The sequence below is a fragment of the Actinomyces capricornis genome (genome assembly GCF_019974135.1).
GTDB lineage: Bacteria > Actinomycetota > Actinomycetes > Actinomycetales > Actinomycetaceae > Actinomyces > Actinomyces capricornis.
The window spans coordinates 2,927,217-2,947,408 of the sequence record NZ_AP025017.1; the positions used below are offsets into that span (position 1 = coordinate 2,927,217).

Consider the following 20,192-nt stretch of genomic DNA (forward strand, 5'->3'; position numbering starts at 1 on the left):
AGAGGAGGAGGCCGCCATGGGCCACAGCACCGGGGTGCACGACGCCTCCTCCTCAGCCCCGCCCCCAGGCACCGGGCCGGGGGAGCAGGGCGTGCTGCTCGCCGCCCCGCCGGCCGCCCAGCGGCAGGTAGGAGTCCCCGGGGTCGAGCTGCCCGTGGCCCGGGTCGTCCTGGACACGGTGGTCCCGCACCTGGACCGCACCTTCGACTACGCCCTGACCCCCGAGCTCGACCAGGCCGCTCAGCCCGGCACCCGCGTCATCGTGCGCTTCGGCGGGCAGGAGATGCGGGGCTGGATCTGGTCGCGCTCCGCGACGACCACCCACCTGGGGGCCCTGAGCCCCGTGCGCCGCGTCGTCTCCGACCTGCCCGTCCTGCCCGACGCCACCCGCCGGCTCATCGAGGCCGTGGCCGCCCGTGGCGCCGGCACCCGGGCCGACGTCGCCCGCCTGGCCGTGCCCCCACGGCACGCCACCACCGAGGACTCCATGCGGCACCAGCCGCCGGCGGCCCTGCCCACCTGGCGAAGGCCCTCACCCGAGGGCACCTGGGAGGCCTACAAGGGCGGCCCCGAGCTGCTCACCGACCTGGCCCGGGGCGGCTCGCCGCGCGCCGCCTGGTGCGCCCTGCCCCCCGTGGAGGGCGTCAGCGCCTCCTGGATCCACTGCGTGGCCGTGGCCGCCCAGGCCGTCCTGGCCTCCGGGCGCGGCGTCCTGGTGCTCGTGGCCACCACGGAGCGGGCCGAGGCGGTAGCCGCCACCATGCGGCGCCTGCTCGATGAGGAGGACGTCGTCGTCCTGTCCGCCGAGCACGGGCCCGCCCGGCGCTACCGCGCCTTCCTCAAGCTCCTGCTGGGGCGGGCGCGCGTGGTCGTGGGCACCCGGGCCGCCGCCTTCGCCCCCGTGCACCGCCTGGGCCTGGCCGTCATCTGGGACGACGGCGACCACCGCCTCGACGAGCGCCACGCCCCCTACCTGCACGCCCGCACCGTCCTGGAGCTGCGATCCTCCCTGGAAGGGGCCGGCCTCATCCTGGCCGGCTACAGCCGATCCGTGGAGACCCAGGGCCTGGTGGAGCGGGGAGTGTGCCAGGACCTTGAGGCCCCCAGGGAGCTGCGGCGCGCCGCCGCAGCGCGCGTCGTCATCCCAGCCGCCGAGCTCGACGCGGAGGGGGCCTCGGGTGGTGCCCGCATCCCCTCCCTGGCCCACCGCCTCCTGCGCCGCACCCTGAGCACGGGGCCGGCCCTCATCCAGGTGCCGCGCAGTGGCTACGCGCCCGTGGTCGCCTGCCAGGCCTGCCGTCGCGCCGCCCGCTGCGCCCACTGCTCGGGGCCCCTGGCCATGACTGCCCAGAAGCGCGCCGGGTGCCGCTGGTGCGCCCGGCCCGCCGCCTCCTGGGCCTGCCCGCACTGCGGGGGCACCGTCCTGCGCATGGTGCGCGTCGGCTCGGCGCGCACCGGGGAGGAGCTGGGCCGGGCCTTCCCCAACACACCGGTCGTCGTCTCCGGGGCCCGGGAGGGCCACGGGGTGCTGCGCACCGTGGACGCCTCGCCCCGGCTCGTGGTGGCCACACCCGGGGCCGAGCCCGTGGCCGAGGGCGGCTACGGCGCGGTGCTCATCCTCGATGGCGGGGTGCTCTCGGGGCGCCCGGAGCTGGGCGCCACCAGTGAGGCCCTGCGCTGCTGGACCAATGCCGCGGCGCTGTGCGCCCGGGGTGGGACGGTCATGCTCCTGGGCCTGCCGGATCCCAGGACCTCCCAGGCGCTCCTGAACTGGAATCATGCCCTCTTCGCCCGTCGGGAGCTGGCGGAGCGCGAGGAGCTCCACCTGCCGCCCGCCTGGCGGACGGCCCGCCTCGATGGGCCGCCGCGCGCCGTCGAGGCCCTGCTGGCCCACGCCCGGCAGGAGGGCTACGAGACCCTGGGGCCGGTGAGCGTCGCGCCCGCCGCGGGGCCGCAGGCCGACCGGGAGGCGCCCAGCGTGTCGATGTCCCGGGCCCTCGTGCGCTGCCCCTGGGAGCAGGGCGACGAGCTCGCCCGAGCGCTCCGGCTCTTCACCCGTGAGCGCTCGGTGAGGCGCGATGAGGCGGTGCGCATCGAGCTCGACCCGACCTTCCTGTGGTGAGGCCACGGTGCTCTGCCACCCGACGGGGAGGAGCCCTCAGGCCCCCGCGGCGCCCCTCCCACTGAGGGGCCGGGCCGGGCGCGCGGGTGGAACCACTGAGGGCAGCAGCGGCTCCACGGGCGCATGGCGGCCCGGGGCGCCGTCGGCTCCCGAGGTCGTGGAGACCAGCAGTGTGAGGTAGCCGGTGGCCGTGATGCGCACATCACGGCCCTCACTCAGGGCGGTCACCGCTGCGCCGTCGACGACGGCGATGACCATCTCGGGCTCCAGGGGCGAGCCCAGGTGGCGCAGTACCCGGGAGACCGCGGCGTTGAGGCGCTGGCGACCCTCCCGGTAGGCCTGCTCCACCGGGGCCGAGGTGCCCGCCGCGATGAGCTGGAGGTAGTGGCCCATGTAGGGGCCGTGGGCCGGCAGCGTGGCCTGGAGCAGGAAGCCGACGCGCTCGGGCAAAGGCGGCAGGGCGGTGAGGGACTCGACGTGATCCGCGACCCTCTCCGCCCGCGAGGCCCACAGCCCGATATTGAGCAGTCCCGCCTGGTGGAGCAGATCGTCGAGACCGCTGAAGTAGTACGTCGTGGCCGACAGCGAGCACTCGGCGCGCTTGGCCACGCTGCGATGGCTCACGGCACCGGGACCCGCCTCGCGGATGATCGCCGCAGCAGCCTCGATGATGCCCTGGCGCCTGTCCGATCCCCTGGAGGTGATACTGGTGTCCGCGCCGCCGCGGCTGGAGGCGGAGGAGGCATCCTCCCCCGATCTGTTCTCGGACATGGCAGCCATGGTATGCCGGTGGGAGCCGCAGGGCCCGCTGATCACAGGCGTGCCGGTGGCACCGCGCCCGCGGTGCCACCGGCACGCCGAGGGCCACTACCGGGCGTCTGCCGCCCCACGCGCCGGATCTGCGGCGCTGCTGGTCAGCTCCGAGCCGTGGATGACCCGCGACATGAGAATGGCCACCATGGCGATGATCGAGACGGCGGTGAGGTAGACCGCCGGTGCCAGCGGGGAGCCTGTGGCCTTGATGAGCCAGGTGACGATGTAGGGGGTCGTTCCGCCCAGGAGGGCGTTGGCGCCGTTGAAGGACAGGGCGAATCCGGAGTATCGCACCTCGGTGGGGAAGGACTCGGCCAGGAAGGTGGCCAGGGTGCCGTCATTGGCGGTGAGGATGAGCGCGAAGACGATCTGGCAGGCGATGACCGCGATGAGCATCCCAGCGGCATGCGTCATGATGTAGAACAGCGGGATGGTCAGGATGATGAAGGCCACGCAGGCGCCGATGAGCATCCGGCGGCGGCCGAAGAGGTCGGACAGGTGCCCCATGACGAAGATCGCCGCGATGTAGACGGCCAGCATGATGGAGGTCGCCAGGGTGGCGGTGTCCGCGCTGAAGCCCAGCTCCTCATGGACGTAGGTGGGCATGTAGCTCAGCAGCATGTAGAAGGCCACGGCGTTGAGGCAGGAGACACCGAAGGTGATGAGCACTTCGCGCTTGTGGGAGCGCAGGAGCTCGAGCAGCGGCTCGATGGAGTTCCCGGCGCTCTTGTCCTGGGGCAGCTCCTCGACCATCTCCTGGTAGACGGGGGAGTCCTCCAGGTGGACCCGGATATAGCGGCCGATGAGGCCCAGGGGACCGGCCAGCAGGAAGGGGATCCGCCAGCCCCAGCTCTGCATGGCGGCGTCGTCGAGGACCATGAACATGCCCGAGACCATGAGGGAGCCGGCCAGCAGGCCCGCGGCGGTGGAGGCGGGCACCAGGCTGGTGTACATGCCGCGCTTGGCGGCCGGGGCGTACTCCGCCAGGAAGGTCCCGGCACCGGCGTACTCCCCGGAGGCCGAGAAGCCCTGGACCATCCGCAGCACCAGCAGGCCCAGCGCCGCGACCACGCCGATCGAGGCGTAGCCGGGCAGCAGACCGATGAGGAAGGTGGAGCCGGACATGAGCAGGATGGACCAGGACAGTGCCCAGCGCCGCCCCTTCCTATCGCCCCAGGCCCCCCAGACCACGGCGCCGATGGGCCGCAGGATGAAGGACACGGCGAAGATGGCGTAGGTGTTCATCAGCTGGGTGGTGGTGTCGCCGGCGGGGAAGAACACATGCCCGATGACGATGGCGAGGTAGCCGTAGGAGGCGTAGTCGAACCACTCGATGAAGTTGCCGATGAAGCTGGCCTTGGCGGCCTTGTTCAGTGCGGTCGAGTACTCGGGCGAGAGCTCCGGGGACTCGGAGTCACTGCGTGCGATGGAGGTCATGATGGATCTGCTCTCAGTTGCTCTGCCGGCCAGGTGTGGGATGCAGCGGTCGGTGGGGGTGATCGATCGGCGGTCGATCGAGGCTGGGTAGTCGACTTACTGATGACATGAGGGGTGTCTATTGTGTGACTTCCACAATACTATCCTCAAAGAGACTGACACGTCAGGTCCTCATGCCGACATCCTACGGACGGCGTCCCACCCCTCCGTTCTCCGCCCCGCCGGAAGGCCAGGGCGGGGCGGAGAACGGAGGGGGCGGGCGTCTTGGGCCGTGCGGGTCTCAGGACGTGGCCTCCCGGGGCTTGCGGACCGCGAGCTCGAGGATGATGGGCAGCAGGCCCCCGCCCAGGATGAGCACACCGCCGATCGCGCCGATGAGCGTCATCGGCTCGCTCCACAGCAGCAGGCCGAGCAGGAGGGCGACGACGCACTCCCAGTAGGAGACCGTCGAGAGCTCGACCGCGGGCAGGTGCTTGCCCGCCACCACCAGGAAGCCGATGGCGAAGAAGCCGCAGAAGAGGAACATCCCGATCGCCCAGGCCCAGTTGCTCGGGGTCATCACCTCCACGGGGTTGGTGGAGTCCAGCCAGGTGATGCGGCAGGCCATGACGATGAGGGCACCGATCGCCCCAAACAGGAAGTTCCAGAAGCCGCGGACCTCGGAGTCGACGTCACCGCGGTAGCGGTAGAAGAACAGGGCCAGGCCGTAGAAGACCCCCGAGCCCAGACCGAAGATGTCGCCCAGCGCCTTGCGGGGGAAGGCCGGGTCGGAGCCCAGCTCCAGGCCGATCGTCAGGCCGGTCTCGGGAGTGTAGTTGATCAGCCCGATAGTCATGAGCATGCCCAGGAAGACCAGCATGAGGAAGAAGCCATTGCGCAGGGAGATCCTCTCCTTGAGGAAGATCCTGGCCAGAATGGCGGAGACCAGCGGCCCGGTGTAGATGAGGAAGACCGCGTTGGCGATCGAGGTCATGAGGGTCGATGACACGTAGAGGGCCAGGGAGGCCCCGATGGACAGGCCTCCGGCGATGATCGCGAAGGACAGCTTCGTGCTGCGCAGCTTGGGCAGCTTCTTGACGAGTAGGAGGATGACCAGGAACCCGATGACGCCGAAGGTCATGCGGCCGAAGGCGAGGAAGTCACCGATGATGTAGCGGGAGCCGTCCTCCTTCAGGGGTGTGGACAGCCGTCCGAAGGTGCCCACGAAGCCCATGCCGGTGGCCGACAGGAGCATGGCGGTGAAACCGAGCTTCTTGTTCATCACAGCCCCGGTGGGGCTGGCCTCGGTCGTCGAGGGGGCTCGGGTAGATGTGGTCATCGTCGTCTCTTTTCATTGACAGGGGTGGTGGGGTGCGCACAAGGCGGGATGATTGCCGGTGCTGCGCCCGCGCCCAGGGCGGGCGCAGCACCGGCGAATGGTGGCGGCCAGCGGATGCCGGCCGGCCGGCTGCTCAGTGGCATGGGCTGGCAGCGGCATTCAGGACAGGCGGTCGAGGATCGCCCGGCCCATCTCCTCGACCACTGAATCGGTGAGGATCCGCCCCTTGGTCTCCGAGGAGGCCCGGGCGGAGGACAGGCAGCCCGACTCCGGCGTCAGCGAGGCGTCCACCGGAAGCAGGTCGTAGGCCGGCAGCTGGGCTGCAGGCAGGTCCATGACCCGGTCCATGTGCACCAGGTCGGGGAAGTGCATGAGCATGAGGGAGGTCTCCATGACCCCGCCGTGCTCGACATCCCAGCCGGGGAAGCCATCGGGATAGAGCTCGGCAATGACCTCATCGGTGACGAAGTCCCAGTAGGACACCATCATCACGCGGGGAGGGTCGTCCCGCCCCTCCACGTCGCGCAGGGCGAGATCGACCCCCTCGTAGATGAACTGGTAGTTCTCGTAGTGGCCATTGATGAACACGATGCGACGCGCCCCGTGGCGGTGGAACTCGCGCACCAGCGTCCGGCACACGCTGATCATCGTCTCGGCATCGAACCCGAAGGATCCGATGATGTGGTTGCCCCCGCCGGAGCGCTGCTGGGACTTGTACCCGGTGGAGACCGTGGGGCCCACGTAGGCGCCGATGCTCTCAGCGGTCAGCTCCGCCATCGTCGTGGACAGCAGTGTGTCCACTCCGAGCGGCATATGCGGGCCGTGCTGCTCGATGGAGCCCACCGGGATGAGGATGATCGGGTCCCGGCCGAGGATCTCCCGGTAGGTGAAGGCGTCGATGCGGGTGATGTTGCGTTCCTGGGTCATGGCTTCTCCTCTCCTGTGCTCTGCTGCGGCCCGTCAGGTCGCATCGACGGGTTGTGGCCGGGAGCCGGGCTCGGGCAGCGCTGTTCCCTCCTGGGCGGCCCGCGAGGGCTTCTCCGACCTGGTGGAGAAGTAGACCTGGGAGATACCGCCGCCGATGATGAGTGCGCCACCGACCATCTGCAGACCGGTGAGGTGCTCGTGGAAGAGGAAGAAGCCGAGCAGGGAGGCCATGATCGTCTCCTGGTAGGAGATCGTGGCCAGCTCCCCGGCCAGCAGGATCCGGCTGGCGACGGTCAGGAAGTAGAAGGCGCCGAAGCCGGTGATGAGGGCCGCGGCGATGAGGACCATCCAGGAGCGCCCATCCATCTGGGAGATGCTCCACGGCATGGTCACGATGCTGCCGGCCTCATCGACCCGGGCGGTGGGCACGCCGTCGACCTCATCACGCACGACGTACTCGAGTTTGGACCAGCGCATTGCCAGCATGATGCCGATGGTGCACACGGCGAACAGGAAGTTGTACCAGGCCCTGACATTGGAGTCGCAATCCGTGCGATAGCGCGAGACAAACAGGTAGAGGCCGTAGGCCACGCCCGAGAGCAGGGCGATGATATTGCCAAAGAGGTACTTGGGATCGAGGTCGAGGCCGAAGCCCTTCTCCGAGACGATCTGGACGATGAGGAGCGTCCCGGCCAGGACCGCCACCAGGGAGGCGATCATCACCGGCTTGAAGGGCTCGCGCAGGAAGATCGTGGCCAGGATCGTGGAGTAGATCGGGCCGGTGTAGATGAGGAAGGAGGCATTGGCCAGCGTCGTGTACTGGGTCGAGATGACGTAGAGGGAGGACAGCAGTCCCAGGAACATGCCCGAGAAGAAGATCGAGGGCGTGAACCTGGTCGCCCTGAGCTTGGCGAATCCCCCCACGGCGAGGAAGAAGAGCGACATGCCGATAATTCCGCTGAAACTGCGGCAGAAGGCGATGAAGTCGCCCGGAGCGTTGATGTAGCGTGCGAATGCGCCGATGCCGCCCATGAGGCTCGACGATAGGAACATGAACCCGAAGCCCTTGAGCTTGAGGTGACCCGAGGAGTCCAACGTCCGCTCCTTTGCGGTTGTGCACCATCGTGGTGCCGTGGTTTTCCGTGTGCTTGGCAGTAGTGGAAGGTGATGGATGAACGGGTGAGGGATGAGATGGACAGGGAGGCGGGGCGCGTTGCACGGTGGGCCGGTGGCCCGGGGGCGGCCGCAGTGGGCCGCCCCCGGCCGGCGGTGAGGGTCAGACCAGCGTGGGGTCCTCGACCTGGTTGGGGAAGTAGTCCTCGCAGGTTCCCTCGCGGTAGACATCCGCGGTCGCGCAGTGCAGGCCGCCGCCGAAGGCGTAGGCGTCGCGGAACGGGACCGGGATGACATTCATGCCCAGCTTGTCCATCTGCTCCATCTGGTGGACCTCGCTGGCCTCGACACACACGGTCTTGTGGTCGATGACCAGGCAGTTCATGGACAGCCACACCGAGGAGTAGCACAGCGGGGGCGGGGTGTCGTGAGCCGGCTGAGCCGCGTCGACGATCTGCCAGTCATTGGCCTCGAAGATCTTGCGCTGCTCCTCGGGCAGACGACGGTGCGGGTTGTTGATGATCAGCCCGGGCCGCAGCGGCACGAAGGTCGCGTCGATGTGGATCGGGTAGGGGTCGCCGGGGAAGTTCACGGCGTGCACGCGAAGGTCGGGGTAGTAGCGCTTGAACCACTCCATGGCCTTGCGGTTGGTGGTCAGACCGTGCTGGATGAACAGGTCCTTGCCCACGCGCATGACGTCCGCGGCGTCCCACATGGGCTCGACCTCGGTGGTCACGAAGTCCTTGGCGGCGGTGCGCTCAAGGCGCTCCTCCAGCGAGATCTTCTCGTCGTAGTAGTTGTGCTTGTAGGACTTGTCCGTCAGGCGCGGGCGGGGGGCCTGGGTCCACTTGAACTCCGGGTCCTCCTCGAAGTACTGGCCCATGAGGTCCCAGTAGGCCAGGTACTCGAAGTAGCGGCAGCGGAACGAGTTGGCCGAGGCCATGATCTCCGAGCCGATGGTCAGCAGGATGTCACGCGGGGGCATCTGGGTGAAGCCGGACTCGGTGCGGAAGTCAGGCGTGGTGATGGCCTGGTTCCACTGCAGCGGGGTGGGCCGGTCAACCTTGATGCCCAGACCCTCGAGGATCTTGGCGTAGTTGTCCAGCTGCTCGTTGGCGGCCTCGACCGTGGCGGTGGGGCGCGGGCCCCACATGCCGCGCATCTCGGAGTCGATCGGCACCTTCTCAGAGGTGGCGGGCTCCTCCGGGGGAATGACGGAGAAGTCGGCACGGCCGACGATCACGTGCTTGAGCGGGTCGAAGTCGTTCCACGAGTTGACGATCTTCGTCATGGTTAGGTCACTCCTTTGTGCTCTGTGAGTGTGTTCTCGATGGATGATGAAGGTCTGTGGTGATGGAGAAACTGGTTGAGAATCGGGCACGGCCACCTGCCTGTGCCGGTCACCTCCTTCATGCTGCTGCCCTACGCGGGGTGCACCCCGTGGGCACGGTTATCGGTCTGAGCGCGGGGGAGGTGTGGGGCGGGCAGCGCCCGCCCCACTGTCAGCTCCCCTCGGGGCGGACAATAGTCCCGGTCGTGCCCTCCACCAGTGACACGGCGTCCTCAAGGCGGCCGATGGCGGCCATGTTCCCTGTGCTCTCCACGAAGCGGCACACGGCCTCGACCTTGGGCCCCATGGAGCCGGCCGGCAGGCCCATGCCGCGCAGGGAGGCGGGCGTGGCCCGGGGGACCTGCTCCTGGTTCTCGGTGCCGAAGTCCTTGTAGACGCCGTCGACGTCGGTGAGGATGAACAGGGCATCGGCCTTCAGGGCCTGGGCCAGCACGGAGGCGGTGAGGTCCTTGTCGATGACGGCCTCGACGCCCTGGAGACGTCCCTCGGTGCGGATGACGGGCACGCCGCCCCCGCCCGCACACACCACGACAGTCCCGTGCTCGACCAGGGTGCGGATGACGTCGGTCTCGACCACGCCCTGGGGCTGGGGGGATCCGACGACGCGCCGGTAGTACTGGCCATCGGCCTTGACGCTCCAGCCCCGCTCGGCGGCCAGGCGCTCGGCCTCCTGCTGGGAGTAGACCTCGCCCACGAATTTGGTGGGGTCCTTGAAGGCGGGGTCGTCGGCATCGACCAGGGTCTGGTTGACCATGGCGGCGACCTGGCGGCCGGGCAGCGCGTTCTGCATCGCCTGCAGCAGCCAGTAGCCGATCATCCCCTGCGTCTCGGCACCCAGGGTGTCGAAGGGGTAGGGCTCGGACAGGCGCTCGTCATTGGCCGACTCCAGGGCGAGCACGCCCACCTGGGGGCCGTTGCCGTGGGTGATGACGAGCTCGTGCTCCTCGGCGAGACGGGCCAACTGGCCGGCGGCGAGCTCGACATTGGCGATCTGCGTGGAGGCGTCGGGCTTCTCCCCGCGCTTGAGAAGGGCGTTACCGCCGAGTGCTACAACGATCCTCATATCTCTCAGTCCCAGTTTCCGAGGGTGGCGACCATGACGGCCTTGATGGTGTGCATGCGGTTCTCGGCCTGGTCGAAGGCCACGTTGTGCTCGGACTCGAAGACCTCGTCGGTGACCTCCAGCCCCTCCATGCCGGTCTTGTCGTAGATGTCCTGGCCCACCGTGGTGGCCCGGTCGTGGAAGGCCGGCAGGCAGTGCAGGAACTTCACACCCGGGTTGCCCGTGGCCTTGAGCATCTCAGCGTTGACCTGGTAGGGCCGCAGCAGCGCGATGCGCTCATCCCAGACCTCCTTGGGCTCACCCATGGAGACCCACACATCGGTGTACAAGAAGTCCACCCCCGCCACACCGGCGGCCACATCATCCGTAATGAGGATCCGTGCCCCGCTGTCCTGGGCCAGGCGCTGGGCCTGGGCCACCACCTCAGCACTGGTCTGCAACTCCTTGGGGGCCACCATGCGCACATCCATGCCCATCAGCGCCCCGGCGATCAGCAGGGAGTTGGCCACGTTATTGCGCGCATCCCCCAGATAGGCAAAGGAGATCTCCCCGATCGCCTTGCCCCCCGCATGCTCGAGCATCGTGAGCTGATCGGCCAGCATCTGGGTGGGATGCCACTCATCGGTCAGACCGTTCCACACCGGCACCCCCGACAGCTCGGCCAGCTGCTCGACATGAGCCTGCTCCTTACCACGGAACTCGATCCCGTCATAGAACCGGCCCAGCACCCGAGCAGTATCAGCCACCGACTCCTTATGACCCATCTGCGAGCCCGAAGGATCCAGATACGTCACCTGCGCACCCTGATCATAGGCCGCCACCTCGAAGGAGCACCGCGTGCGCGTCGAGGTCTTCTCAAAGATCAACGCGATGTTCTTACCCTCCAACCGCTTGACCTCACGCCCCTCCTTCTTCGCGGCCTTCAACTCCGCCGCCAACTCCAGCAGACCACCCCACTCCTGCGCAGAGAAATCCAACTCCTTCAAAAAACTACGACCAGACAGCGGATGAGACACAGAAACTCCTTCGGTAGGTGTCGGGATCAATGGATTGAGATAGGTCGATGGGATCGGTGCTGCGCCCGCGGCTCTCATGCCTCGACGGGGTCGCGCAGCACGGGACAACTCATGCAGTGGGGGCCGCCACGGCCGCGCCCCAACTCGGAGCCCGGCACAGGCAGAACCTCGATGCCGTGGTCGGACAAGAACTCGTTGGTGCGGACATTGCGCTCGTAGGTCATGATAACGCCGGGGGCGATCGCCAGGGTATTGCAGCCGTCGTCCCACTGCTCGCGCGCTGCCGCCCGGGAGTCCTGCGGGGTGATGAGGACGTCGATGTCATCCAGGCCCAGGGCTTGCGCAATGACCTGGTACATGCTCTCGGCGTCATTGCGCGAGACGGTGACGGCCTGGCCGTCGTCCCCGGGGCGCAGGGTGATGGTGGGCAGCATCCCCAGGCCGCTGTAGGCGACGAACCGGCCGGTGTCGATCATGGTCATCACGGTGTCCAGGTGCATCTGGGCCCGGGTCTTCTGCATCTCCACGGCGATGACCTGGGTGATGGCGCCGTCGGCGAACAGGCGCGTGGCCAGGCGCTCGATGCCCTGGGCGGTGGTGCGCTCCGAGACGCCCACGAGCAGGGCGCCGTTGCCGATGACCTCGACGTCCCCGCCCTCGACGGTGGCAGGACCCGCCGCCGTGCCCTCGGACCACACCGGGAAGGTGCTTTGGGCGAACATCGGGTGCCAGCGGTAGATCGCCTCGTAGTTGATGGTCTCGCGCTGGCGGGCCGGCATCGTCATGGAGTTGATCGAGACCCCGCCCTGGATCCAGCAGGAGGTGTCCCGGGTGAACAGGTGGTTGGGCAGGGGGGTGATGACCAGGTCGTCGTCGTCCATGGACGCCAGGTTGAGGGAGCCGGTGCAGGGCCCGTGCTCCAGCAGCTCGGCCTTGGTGATGCCGGCGATGAGCAGCTCGGCCAGGTCGGCGGCCGTCATGGACTCCGCGATGGCCCTCAGGTGCCGGCCCGCCACGGGGCCGCAGGTGTTCTCGTTGATGACGCGATCCAGGATGTAGGTCTTGGCCTCCTCGATCTCCAGGGTCTGGGCCAGGAGCTCATCGAGGTAGAGCACCTCGGCGCCGCGCTCGCGCAGGAGGGAGGAGAAGCGGTCGTGCTCCTCCCGGGCGCGATCGAGCCACAGGATGTCATCGAAGAGCAGGTCGTCCTTGTTCTGGGGGGTGAGTCGGAGCATCTCCCGGCCGGGCCGGTGGACGATGACCTGCTTGAGCCTCCCGATTTCGGAATCCACGGAGAAACCCATGACTCCCTTTCTGACACATCATCGTGTCCTAGGTAGGTGGTCCGGTATGCGACGTCGCACAGCGCGGGCGTTCTGGTACGTCCGTACCGGAGAAGTGGTACGAGCGTACCAGGGTGTCCGGCGATTGAGAAGCCCCAGGTGATCGTGAGTTTGGGTGACTTATTGCGGGATCGCCGGCGGGCTCGGACCTTCGTCCCATGCGCGCCCGTCCGGGCTGCGACCCGTCCGGCGAGCGGCCAGCGGTGCGTGAGCACCGGGGCAGTGCCCCGGGAGCCCTCCACGATAGCGCCGGCACGCCGATATGTGGAGAACCGAGAAGGCGCGCGGTGCGGGGCCCGCGCCCCGGCCCCGCCGGTGCCGCCCGTAGACTGGCGCGCATGCGCGTCCTGTTCGCCGGAACCCCCGAAGCCGCCCTGCCCACCCTAGACGCCCTCCTGGACTCCCACCACGAGGTGGTCGGCGTCCTGACCCGGGCCGATGCCCGCCAGGGCAGGGGACGCACCCTGACCCCCTCCCCGGTGGCCCGCCGGGCCCGTGAGGCGGGACTGGAGCTGCGCACCCCGGCGACTCTGAAGGATCCGGCCACCCGGGAGTGGATCGGCTCCTTGGACGCCGATGTCGCCGTCGTCGTGGCCTACGGCAGGATCGTGCCCCCTGACCTGCTGGGGGTGCCCGCCCACGGCTGGCTCAACCTCCACTTCTCCCTGCTGCCCGCCTGGCGCGGCGCCGCCCCGGTCCAGCGGGCGATCATCGCCGGGGAGGAGATCACCGGGGCCTGCGTCTTCCAGCTCGAGGAGGGTCTGGACACCGGCCCGATCCTGGGGCGCGTGACCGAGACCATCGGGCCGCGCGACACCAGCGGGGACCTGCTGGAGCGCCTGGCCCGTGCCGGCGCGCCCCTGGTGCTCAAGGTCCTGGAGGATGTCGCCGCGCGCACCACCGCCCCCGAGCCCCAGGACGAGGCGCTGGCCACCCTGGCCCCCATGCTGTCCTCCGCCGATGGCGAGATCCGCTGGGCCGATCCCGCCCAGAGCATCGACCGGCGCATCCGCGGGGTCAGCCCCGCCCCCGGCGCCCACACCACCCTGGAGGCCAAGCGCCTGCGCCTGGGCCCGGTCGCGCTCGTGCCCGAGGTCACCGACCTGCTGCCGGGGCAGGTCAGGGCCACCAAGCACGAGGTCCTCGTGGGTACCGGGGGCTGCGCCGTGCGCCTGGGCCGGGTGGCTCCCGCCGGCCGGAGCTGGATGGAGGCCGAGGCCTGGGCCCGGGGGGCGCGGCTGGGCGCGGGCGCGGTACTCGGCCAGGATCAGGGGGAGGCCCGGTGATGGCAGCGGCAGGCACCGGAGGGCGGGGCTCCTACCGCCCCGCGGGGCGCCCCCACGGTTCAGGCCAGCAGCGTGGTCACGCAGGCATCCAGCGCCGCGGGCAGGGGCGCGAGCGCGGCTCGGCGGGCCGGGGCGCCGGGCAGGAGCGGCGCAGGGCCTCCTCCGAGTCCGCCGGCCGCCGCGCCCAGGGCGGCCAGGAGCCGAGCAACGGCCATCAGGGCGGGCGCAGGCGGCGCGGGCCGCGCCGCACCGGCGCCGATGCCCGCCAGGTGGCCCTGGAAGTGCTCACCCGGGTCGGGCGCGACGGCGCCTTCGCCAACCTCGCCCTGCCCCCGGCCCTGGACGCCGCCGGCCTGGACAGCAGGGATGCGGCCCTGGCCACGGCCCTGACCTACGGGACCCTCAGGCTCCAGGGCCGCTATGACGCGATCATCGCCCTGTGCCTGGACCGCCCGCTGGAGGGGCTCGACGACGTCGTGCTCGATCTTCTGCGGCTGGGGGCCCACCAGCTGCTGGGGATGCGGGTGCCCGGCCACGCCGCCGTCAGCGCCACGGTGGACCTGGCCCGCAGGTCCGCGGGCCATGGGGCGGCCGGCCTGGTCAATGCGGTGCTGCGCCGCATCAGCGCCAAGGACCTGGGCCAGTGGCTCGCCGTCCTGCGCGAACAGGCCGCCGATGAGGTCACCGCGCTGGCGCAGGTCGAGTCCCACCCGCTGTGGGTGGTCAAGGATCTGCGCCAGGCACTGGTGGCCCATGGCCAGCCCGCTGAGGAGCTCGCCGCGCTCCTGGCGGCCGACAATGCCGACCCCGAGGTGGTGCTGTGCGCCCGCCCCGGGCTCATCGCTCCCGAGCGCCTGGCCAAGGAAGCGCGCCTGGCCACCGGGCAGGAGCCCACCGGCGGCGCGGTCAGCCCCTGCGCCGTCATCCTGGCTGGGGGAGACCCCGGCCGGATCCGTGCGGTCCGGGACGCGCGCGCCGCCGTGGAGGACGAGGGCAGCCAGCTGGTGGCCCTCATGGCCGCGCAGGCCCCCCTTGAGGGCCGCGACGAGCGCTGGCTCGACCTGTGCGCGGGACCCGGCGGCAAGGCCGCGCTCCTGGGGGCCCTGGCCGCCCAGCGCGGGGCCCATCTGGTGGCCAATGAGATCACCGCCCACCGGGCCGACCTGGTGCGCTCGGCCGTGCGCGCCCTTGCCCCCGAGGTGGTGGAGGTCCGTCAGGACGATGGACGCGTCTACGGCGAGCAGGAGCCGGGCCGCTACGACCGGGTGCTGGTCGATGCCCCGTGCTCGGGCCTGGGCTCCCTGCGCCGTCGTCCCGAGTCCCGCTGGCGGCGCAGCCGCGGGGACGTCACCGAGCTGGCGCAGCTGCAGCGCGAGCTGCTGACCAGTGCGCTCAGGGCGGTGCGCCGCGGGGGATTGGTGGCCTACGTCACCTGCTCCCCGCATGCCCTGGAGACCGAGCTGGTCGTGCGCGATGTCCTTCGCCGCCAGGAGCGCGAGGGGCTCGGAGTCGAGGTGCTGCACGCCGGGGACGCCGCCACCCGCATCGCCCCGCGCCCCCCGGCCGGCGCCGAGCGGGAGATGCTGCAGCTGTGGCCCCATCTCGACGGCACCGACGCGATGTTCTGCGCCCTGCTGCGGGTCACCTCCCGAGCGGATCGCTGAGCGCCGGCGGGTGCCGCATACGTGACAGCACCGGGCGAGGCGGGACAATGGGGGCAGGACGCCCGCGCATGAGTGCAGGGCCCCGCAACCGGACAGGAGCCCCCATGACCACCCCCGCCACCGCCCCGGCAGCCGCCATCCACCCCTCCATCCTCAACTGCGACATCGCCCACCTGGCCGAGGAGCTGGCGCGCATCGAGGGCGCCGACGGCGTGCACGTCGATGTCATGGACAACCACTTCGTGCCCAACCTCTCCTGGGGCCTGCCGGTGGTCGAGGCGGTGGTGGCCCACACCTCGCTGCCCGTGGACGCCCACCTCATGATCGAGGACCCCGACCGCTGGGGGCCGGCCTACGCCGAGGCCGGCTGCCAGATCGTCACCGCCCACAGCGAGGCCCTCGTCGCCCCGGTGCGCCTGGCCCGCGAGCTGCACCGCCTGGGCGCGGGGGCGGGGATCGCCCTGCGCCCCTCCACGCCCCTGGAGGCCGTGGAGGACGTCCTAGGGGAGTTCGACCTGCTGCTCATCATGACCGTCGAGCCGGGCTTCGGCGGCCAGGCCTTCATCGAGTCCATGCTGCCCAAGATCGAGCGCGCCCGGCGCCTGGTGGGCAGGCGCGGGCTGGAGCTGCGCATCCAGGTCGACGGCGGGATCTCGGCCGGCACCATCGAGCGCGCCGCCCAGGCCGGGGCCGAGGTCTTCGTCGCCGGCTCAGCGGTCTACGGGGCCCAGGACGCCCTGGCCGCCATCGAGCAGCTGCGGGCCCTGGCCCGGGCGCATGCGCACTGAGCCCTCAGCCGGCACGGACGGCACGGACCGCGCGCACCTGAGGCCCCTGTGGTCAGTGATGCCGCCGGGGCGGCTGAGGCTGGTGGGGCAACGAGTCGGTCGTGATTGTGGGAAACCTCAAGGCCCGCCATGAGGGGATGACCGCCTTTCCCAGGCCTGGTCTAGGCACCGGCGTTGCTGGGCTCTGGCATGTTACGCCAATGTCACCCGCGGTCTTTGTGAGGTTTCCACAAATCTGTTGGCAACGCTGACGCCGTAGCCTCATTCCTGGCGGCGCCCGCCCTCCCGGCCTCCAGTCGGGACTGACGGCCACGCCGTACGCTCAAGGGCGACACCGCGGTCCCCGTGTGCGGCCCACAGGATTTCGGAGGAATCCTCCACGCCGCTGCGCGGGGCGCGCTGCCCGATCCCGGTACCACAGGCAAGGAGACACTCGGTGACCCTCTCCCGCATCCTCATCGCCAACCGCGGTGAGATCGCACTGCGCGTCGTGCGCACAGTCCGCGACCTCGGGGCGACCTCGATCCTGCCCTACACCCCTGAGGACCTCATGAGTCCCGCCGCGGAGCTGGCCGACGAGGCCCACGCCCTGCCCGAGGGCTCCTCCTACACCGACGCCCAGGCGGTCCTGGCACTGGCGCAGGCCACCGGCGCCGACGCCATCCACCCCGGCTACGGCTTCCTGGCCGAGGACGCGGCCTTCGCCCAGTCCGTCATCGACGCCGGCATCACCTGGGTGGGACCCTCGCCCGCGGCCATGGAGGCCCTGGGGGACAAGATGAGCGCCCGGCGCACCGCCCAGGCCGCCGGCGTCGACCCCGTTCCCGGTATCACCGACTCGGTCACCCAGACCTCCACCATCACCGACTTCGCGGCGCGCCACGGCTACCCCGTGGCCCTCAAGCGCACCGACGGCGGCGGCGGGCGCGGCATCACCGTGCTGCACTCCGATGAGGAGGTGGCCACGACCCCCGCCCTGGCCTCGGCCGCCGCGGGCGGCGGCACGCTCATCCTGGAGCGCTTCGTCACCGCCGCCCGGCACATCGAGACCCAGTGCGCCCGCGACGCCCACGGCGGCTTCGCCGTGGTCTCCACCCGGGACTGCACCCTCCAGCGCCGCAACCAGAAGCTGCTGGAGGAGGCCCCCGCCCCCTTCCTGCCCGAGGGCCTCAACGAGCGCCTCGTCGAGGCCTCGCGGCGCCTCATGGAGACCGTGGACTACGTGGGCGTGGCCACCTGCGAGTTCCTCCTGACCCCCGAGGGCGACCTGTGGTTCCTCGAGGTCAACCCTCGCCTGCAGGTCGAGCACTGCGTCTCGGAGGAGGTCACCGGCACCGACCTGGTCGAGGTCCAGCTGCGCCTGGCCGAGGGCGGCCCCCTGGGCCGCATCGATCCGGTGCGCGGGCACTCCATCGAGATGCGCATCACCTGCGAGGACCCCACCCGCCACCTGGCCCCCTCCACCGGGGTCATCTCCCGCCTGCGCTGGCCCGCCGGTCCCGGTATCCGCATCGAGTCCGGGGTCACCGAGGGCGACGTGGTCACCCCCATGTTCGACCCCATGCTGGCCAAGATCGTCGTCACCGGCGCCACCCGGGACCAGGCCCTGGCACGCGCGCGCCGAGCCCTGGCCGAGACCGTCGTCGAGGGCGTGACCGTCTGCGCCGGCCTGCACGCCCACGTCCTGACCCAGGAGGCCTTCACCCGCAGCGATGAGGCCGGCGCGCTGGCGGTGACCACCCGGTGGATCGAGAACGAGGTCCTGCCCGAGCTCGCCGCCGGGGCCACCGCGGGGCAGGAGGCCCCGGGCGAGCAGGACGGCGAGGAGGCCGCGCTCCCCGAGCCCTCCCCGCGCACCCGCTCCAGCTACATCATCGAGCTCAACGGGCGACGCATGCAGCTGACCCTGCCCGACGGCATCCTGGCCCCCACCCACTACGGGCACGACTTCGTGTCCCGCTCCCGGCGCACCCAGCCCCTGCGGGGTCGCAGCGGCGCGGGCCCCGGTCGCAGCGCGCGCGCCGGTGCCACAGGCACCGGGTCCTCGGGCGGGGATGCCGGCGGCGAGCCCGGCGTCATCGCCGCCCCCATGCAGTCCATCGTCACCCGTATCTGCACCGAGCCCGGAGCCCAGGTCGTCCAGGGCGACCTGCTGGTGGTGCTGGAGTCCATGAAGATGGAGAACTACGTCCACGCCCCCCACGACGGGCGGATCACTGACATCCCCGTCAGCGCCGGACGCACGGTCACCGCCGGCGACGTCCTGGTGCGCATGACCGCCCCCGAGACCACCCAGGAGGCCTGAGCCGTGACCACAACGACCAACGCCACCGCCGCGCCGCCGCCCGGCGCCGACCAGGCGGCCGCCGGGACCATGGCCGACTCCGCCGCCACCACGGCCTTCCGCGAGCGCATGGCCCGGGTGGACCGCGAGGCCGAGGAGCGGGCCGCCCAGCGCCAGCACGCCAAGGGCAAGCGCACCGCCCGCGAGCGCATCGACGCCCTGCTCGATGAGTCCACCTTCCTGGAGATCGGCCGCTACAACGGCTCGGGCGCCGGCAGCAAGGCCCGCCCCTCGGGCGTGGTCACCGGCTTCGGCCAGATCGACGGGCGCCAGGTGGCCGTCTACTCCCAGGACTTCTCCGTCTCCGGCGGCTCCCTGGGCAGTGTCGAGGGCGACAAGATCGTGCGCCTGCTCGACGACGCCCTGCGCCTGCGCATCCCCGTCATCGGCCTTATCGACTCCGGGGGCGCCAAGATCCAGGAGGGCGTGGGGGCGCTGCGCCAGTACGGGCGCATCTTCAACCGCACCTGCGCCGCCTCGGGCCTGGTGCCGCAGATCAGCGTCATCCTGGGGCCCTGCGCGGGCGGCGCCGTCTACAGCCCGGCCCTGACCGACTTCGTCATCGCCACCCGCGAGGCCTCCCACATGTTCGTCACCGGCCCCGACGTCGTGCGGGCGGTCACGGGGGAGAGCATCACCGCCGAGGACCTGGGCGGCGCCCAGATCCACGGCTCGGTCTCCGGCGTCGTGCACTACGTGGCCGAGGACGAGGCCGACGCGCTGGGCCATGTGCGCACCCTGCTGGCCTACCTGCCCTCCTCCTCCGAGCGGGAGGCGCCCAGGTACGACTACGACGAGCTCCAGGCCCAGGCCGACGCCGAGGCCGCCCGCGAGGTGGGGTCCCTGGTGCCCGCCTCGACCCGCCAGGCCTACGACGTCGTCGATGTCGTCTCGGCGGTGGTCGACCACGGCGAGCTGGTCCAGGTCCAGGAGGACTTCGCCGCCAATGTGGTGGTCGGCTTCGCCTGCTTCGAGGGCCGCCCGGTGGGCATCGTGGCCAACCAGCCCCTGGTGGACGCCGGGACCCTGGATGTCGATGCCTCCGAGAAGCTGGCGCGCTTCGTGCGCTTCTGCGACGCCTTCGGGCTGCCGGTGGTCACCTTCGTGGATGTGCCCGGCTACCGCCCCGGGGCCGAGCAGGAGCACGCCGGCATCATCCGGCGCGGCGCCAAGGTCATCAACGCCTACGCCACCGCCACGGTTCCCCTGGTGACCGTGGTCCTGCGCAAGGCCTACGGCGGGGCCTACATCGTCATGGGCTCCAAGGCCATCGGCGCCGACCTCAACTTCTGCTGGCCCGGGGCGGAGATCGCCGTGCTGGGCGCCGCCGGCGCGGTGGGCATCATCCACCGCCGCGACCTGGCCAGGGTCCGCACCGAGCAGGGGGAGCAGGCCGCCATCGCCGAGCAGGAGCGCCTGACCGCCCAGTACACCGAGGCCGTCATCAACCCGGACAAGGCCGTGGCCATCGGCGAGATCGATGCGGTGATCGCCCCCGAGGACACCCGCACCGTCATCGTGGACTCCCTGGCGGCTCTCAGCGCCAAGAACGACGCCCGGCCGGCGTCGCCCAAGAAGCACGACAACGTGCCCCTGTGAGGATCGAG

At 70.5% G+C, this 20,192-nt stretch carries 15 protein-coding genes; 6 read left to right on the forward strand and 9 right to left on the reverse strand.

The window, feature by feature from the left end:
* The first annotated feature begins 16 nt into the window (after positions 1 to 16).
* Positions 17 to 2,122, forward strand: a complete 2,106-nt coding sequence (locus MANAM107_RS11975) for a primosomal protein N' family DNA-binding protein (protein WP_223908997.1) — start codon at positions 17 to 19, stop codon at positions 2,120 to 2,122.
* 36 nt (positions 2,123 to 2,158) lie between these two features.
* On the opposite strand, the gene MANAM107_RS11980 is transcribed toward MANAM107_RS11975, so the two are convergent.
* The 9 genes from MANAM107_RS11980 to MANAM107_RS12020 all read right to left on the reverse strand — a co-directional run bounded on the left by MANAM107_RS11980 (position 2,159) and on the right by MANAM107_RS12020 (position 12,464).
* Positions 2,159 to 2,893, reverse strand: coding sequence for a TetR/AcrR family transcriptional regulator (locus MANAM107_RS11980; protein WP_223908999.1), 735 nt, complete (start codon positions 2,891 to 2,893; stop codon positions 2,159 to 2,161).
* Positions 2,894 to 2,989: 96 nt separating this feature from the next.
* Positions 2,990 to 4,372, reverse strand: coding sequence for an MFS transporter (locus MANAM107_RS11985; RefSeq protein ID WP_223909003.1), 1,383 nt, complete (start codon positions 4,370 to 4,372; stop codon positions 2,990 to 2,992).
* A gap of 280 nt (positions 4,373 to 4,652) precedes the next feature.
* A complete protein-coding gene (locus MANAM107_RS11990; RefSeq protein ID WP_223909005.1) occupies positions 4,653 to 5,690 on the reverse strand; it encodes a DMT family transporter in 1,038 nt (345 codons plus the stop codon).
* Between the two features lie 159 nt (positions 5,691 to 5,849).
* The gene (locus MANAM107_RS11995) at positions 5,850 to 6,617 is read right to left on the reverse strand and encodes a creatininase (RefSeq protein ID WP_223909007.1); all 768 of its coding nucleotides are present in this window, start codon (positions 6,615 to 6,617) and stop codon (positions 5,850 to 5,852) included.
* Positions 6,618 to 6,650: 33 nt separating this feature from the next.
* Entirely contained in the window at positions 6,651 to 7,712 is a 1,062-nt protein-coding gene (locus MANAM107_RS12000; RefSeq protein ID WP_223909013.1) for a DMT family transporter, read from the reverse strand.
* Between the two features lie 181 nt (positions 7,713 to 7,893).
* On the reverse strand, positions 7,894 to 9,021 hold the full coding sequence (locus MANAM107_RS12005) for a serine/threonine protein kinase (protein WP_223909020.1): 1,128 nt from the start codon (positions 9,019 to 9,021) through the stop codon (positions 7,894 to 7,896).
* A gap of 211 nt (positions 9,022 to 9,232) precedes the next feature.
* Positions 9,233 to 10,144: a carbamate kinase gene (gene arcC, locus MANAM107_RS12010; protein ID WP_223909026.1), complete on the reverse strand. Its 912-nt coding sequence runs from the start codon at positions 10,142 to 10,144 to the stop codon at positions 9,233 to 9,235.
* Between the two features lie 5 nt (positions 10,145 to 10,149).
* Complete coding sequence (gene argF / locus MANAM107_RS12015) at positions 10,150 to 11,160, reverse strand: ornithine carbamoyltransferase (protein ID WP_223909033.1); 1,011 nt, start codon at positions 11,158 to 11,160, stop codon at positions 10,150 to 10,152.
* Positions 11,161 to 11,234: 74 nt separating this feature from the next.
* Entirely contained in the window at positions 11,235 to 12,464 is a 1,230-nt protein-coding gene (locus tag MANAM107_RS12020; RefSeq protein ID WP_223909039.1) for an arginine deiminase, read from the reverse strand.
* Between the two features lie 377 nt (positions 12,465 to 12,841).
* On the opposite strand from MANAM107_RS12020, the gene fmt reads away from it, so the two are divergent.
* From fmt to MANAM107_RS12045, 5 genes are all read left to right on the forward strand, one after another.
* On the forward strand, positions 12,842 to 13,789 hold the full coding sequence (gene fmt / locus MANAM107_RS12025; protein WP_223909042.1) for a methionyl-tRNA formyltransferase: 948 nt from the start codon (positions 12,842 to 12,844) through the stop codon (positions 13,787 to 13,789).
* A 269-nt stretch (positions 13,790 to 14,058) separates the two neighbouring features.
* The gene (locus tag MANAM107_RS12030) at positions 14,059 to 15,453 is read left to right on the forward strand and encodes an RsmB/NOP family class I SAM-dependent RNA methyltransferase (RefSeq protein WP_223913159.1); all 1,395 of its coding nucleotides are present in this window, start codon (positions 14,059 to 14,061) and stop codon (positions 15,451 to 15,453) included.
* Between the two features lie 104 nt (positions 15,454 to 15,557).
* Positions 15,558 to 16,241 (forward strand): ribulose-phosphate 3-epimerase, encoded by a 684-nt coding sequence (rpe, locus tag MANAM107_RS12035; protein WP_223909044.1) that lies wholly within the window; start codon positions 15,558 to 15,560, stop codon positions 16,239 to 16,241.
* 436 nt (positions 16,242 to 16,677) lie between these two features.
* Positions 16,678 to 18,546: an ATP-binding protein gene (locus tag MANAM107_RS12040; protein ID WP_223909046.1), complete on the forward strand. Its 1,869-nt coding sequence runs from the start codon at positions 16,678 to 16,680 to the stop codon at positions 18,544 to 18,546.
* A 69-nt stretch (positions 18,547 to 18,615) separates the two neighbouring features.
* The gene (locus MANAM107_RS12045) at positions 18,616 to 20,184 is read left to right on the forward strand and encodes an acyl-CoA carboxylase subunit beta (RefSeq protein ID WP_223913162.1); all 1,569 of its coding nucleotides are present in this window, start codon (positions 18,616 to 18,618) and stop codon (positions 20,182 to 20,184) included.
* Positions 20,185 to 20,192 lie beyond the last annotated feature (8 nt).

Bases quoted from the DNA above. Each gene is read 5' to 3' on its own strand.
- MANAM107_RS11975 (WP_223908997.1), top strand. From the start codon at position 17: ATGGGCCACAGCACCGGGGTGCACGACGCCTCCTCCTCAGCCCCGCCC.
- MANAM107_RS11980 (WP_223908999.1), bottom strand. From the start codon at position 2,893: ATGTCCGAGAACAGATCGGGGGAGGATGCCTCCTCCGCCTCCAGCCGC.
- MANAM107_RS11985 (WP_223909003.1), bottom strand. From the start codon at position 4,372: ATGACCTCCATCGCACGCAGTGACTCCGAGTCCCCGGAGCTCTCGCCC.
- MANAM107_RS11990 (WP_223909005.1), bottom strand. From the start codon at position 5,690: ATGACCACATCTACCCGAGCCCCCTCGACGACCGAGGCCAGCCCCACC.
- MANAM107_RS11995 (WP_223909007.1), bottom strand. From the start codon at position 6,617: ATGACCCAGGAACGCAACATCACCCGCATCGACGCCTTCACCTACCGG.
- MANAM107_RS12005 (WP_223909020.1), bottom strand. From the start codon at position 9,021: ATGACGAAGATCGTCAACTCGTGGAACGACTTCGACCCGCTCAAGCAC.
- arcC (WP_223909026.1), bottom strand. From the start codon at position 10,144: ATGAGGATCGTTGTAGCACTCGGCGGTAACGCCCTTCTCAAGCGCGGG.
- MANAM107_RS12020 (WP_223909039.1), bottom strand. From the start codon at position 12,464: ATGGGTTTCTCCGTGGATTCCGAAATCGGGAGGCTCAAGCAGGTCATC.
- fmt (WP_223909042.1), top strand. From the start codon at position 12,842: ATGCGCGTCCTGTTCGCCGGAACCCCCGAAGCCGCCCTGCCCACCCTA.
- rpe (WP_223909044.1), top strand. From the start codon at position 15,558: ATGACCACCCCCGCCACCGCCCCGGCAGCCGCCATCCACCCCTCCATC.
- MANAM107_RS12045 (WP_223913162.1), top strand. From the start codon at position 18,616: ATGGCCGACTCCGCCGCCACCACGGCCTTCCGCGAGCGCATGGCCCGG.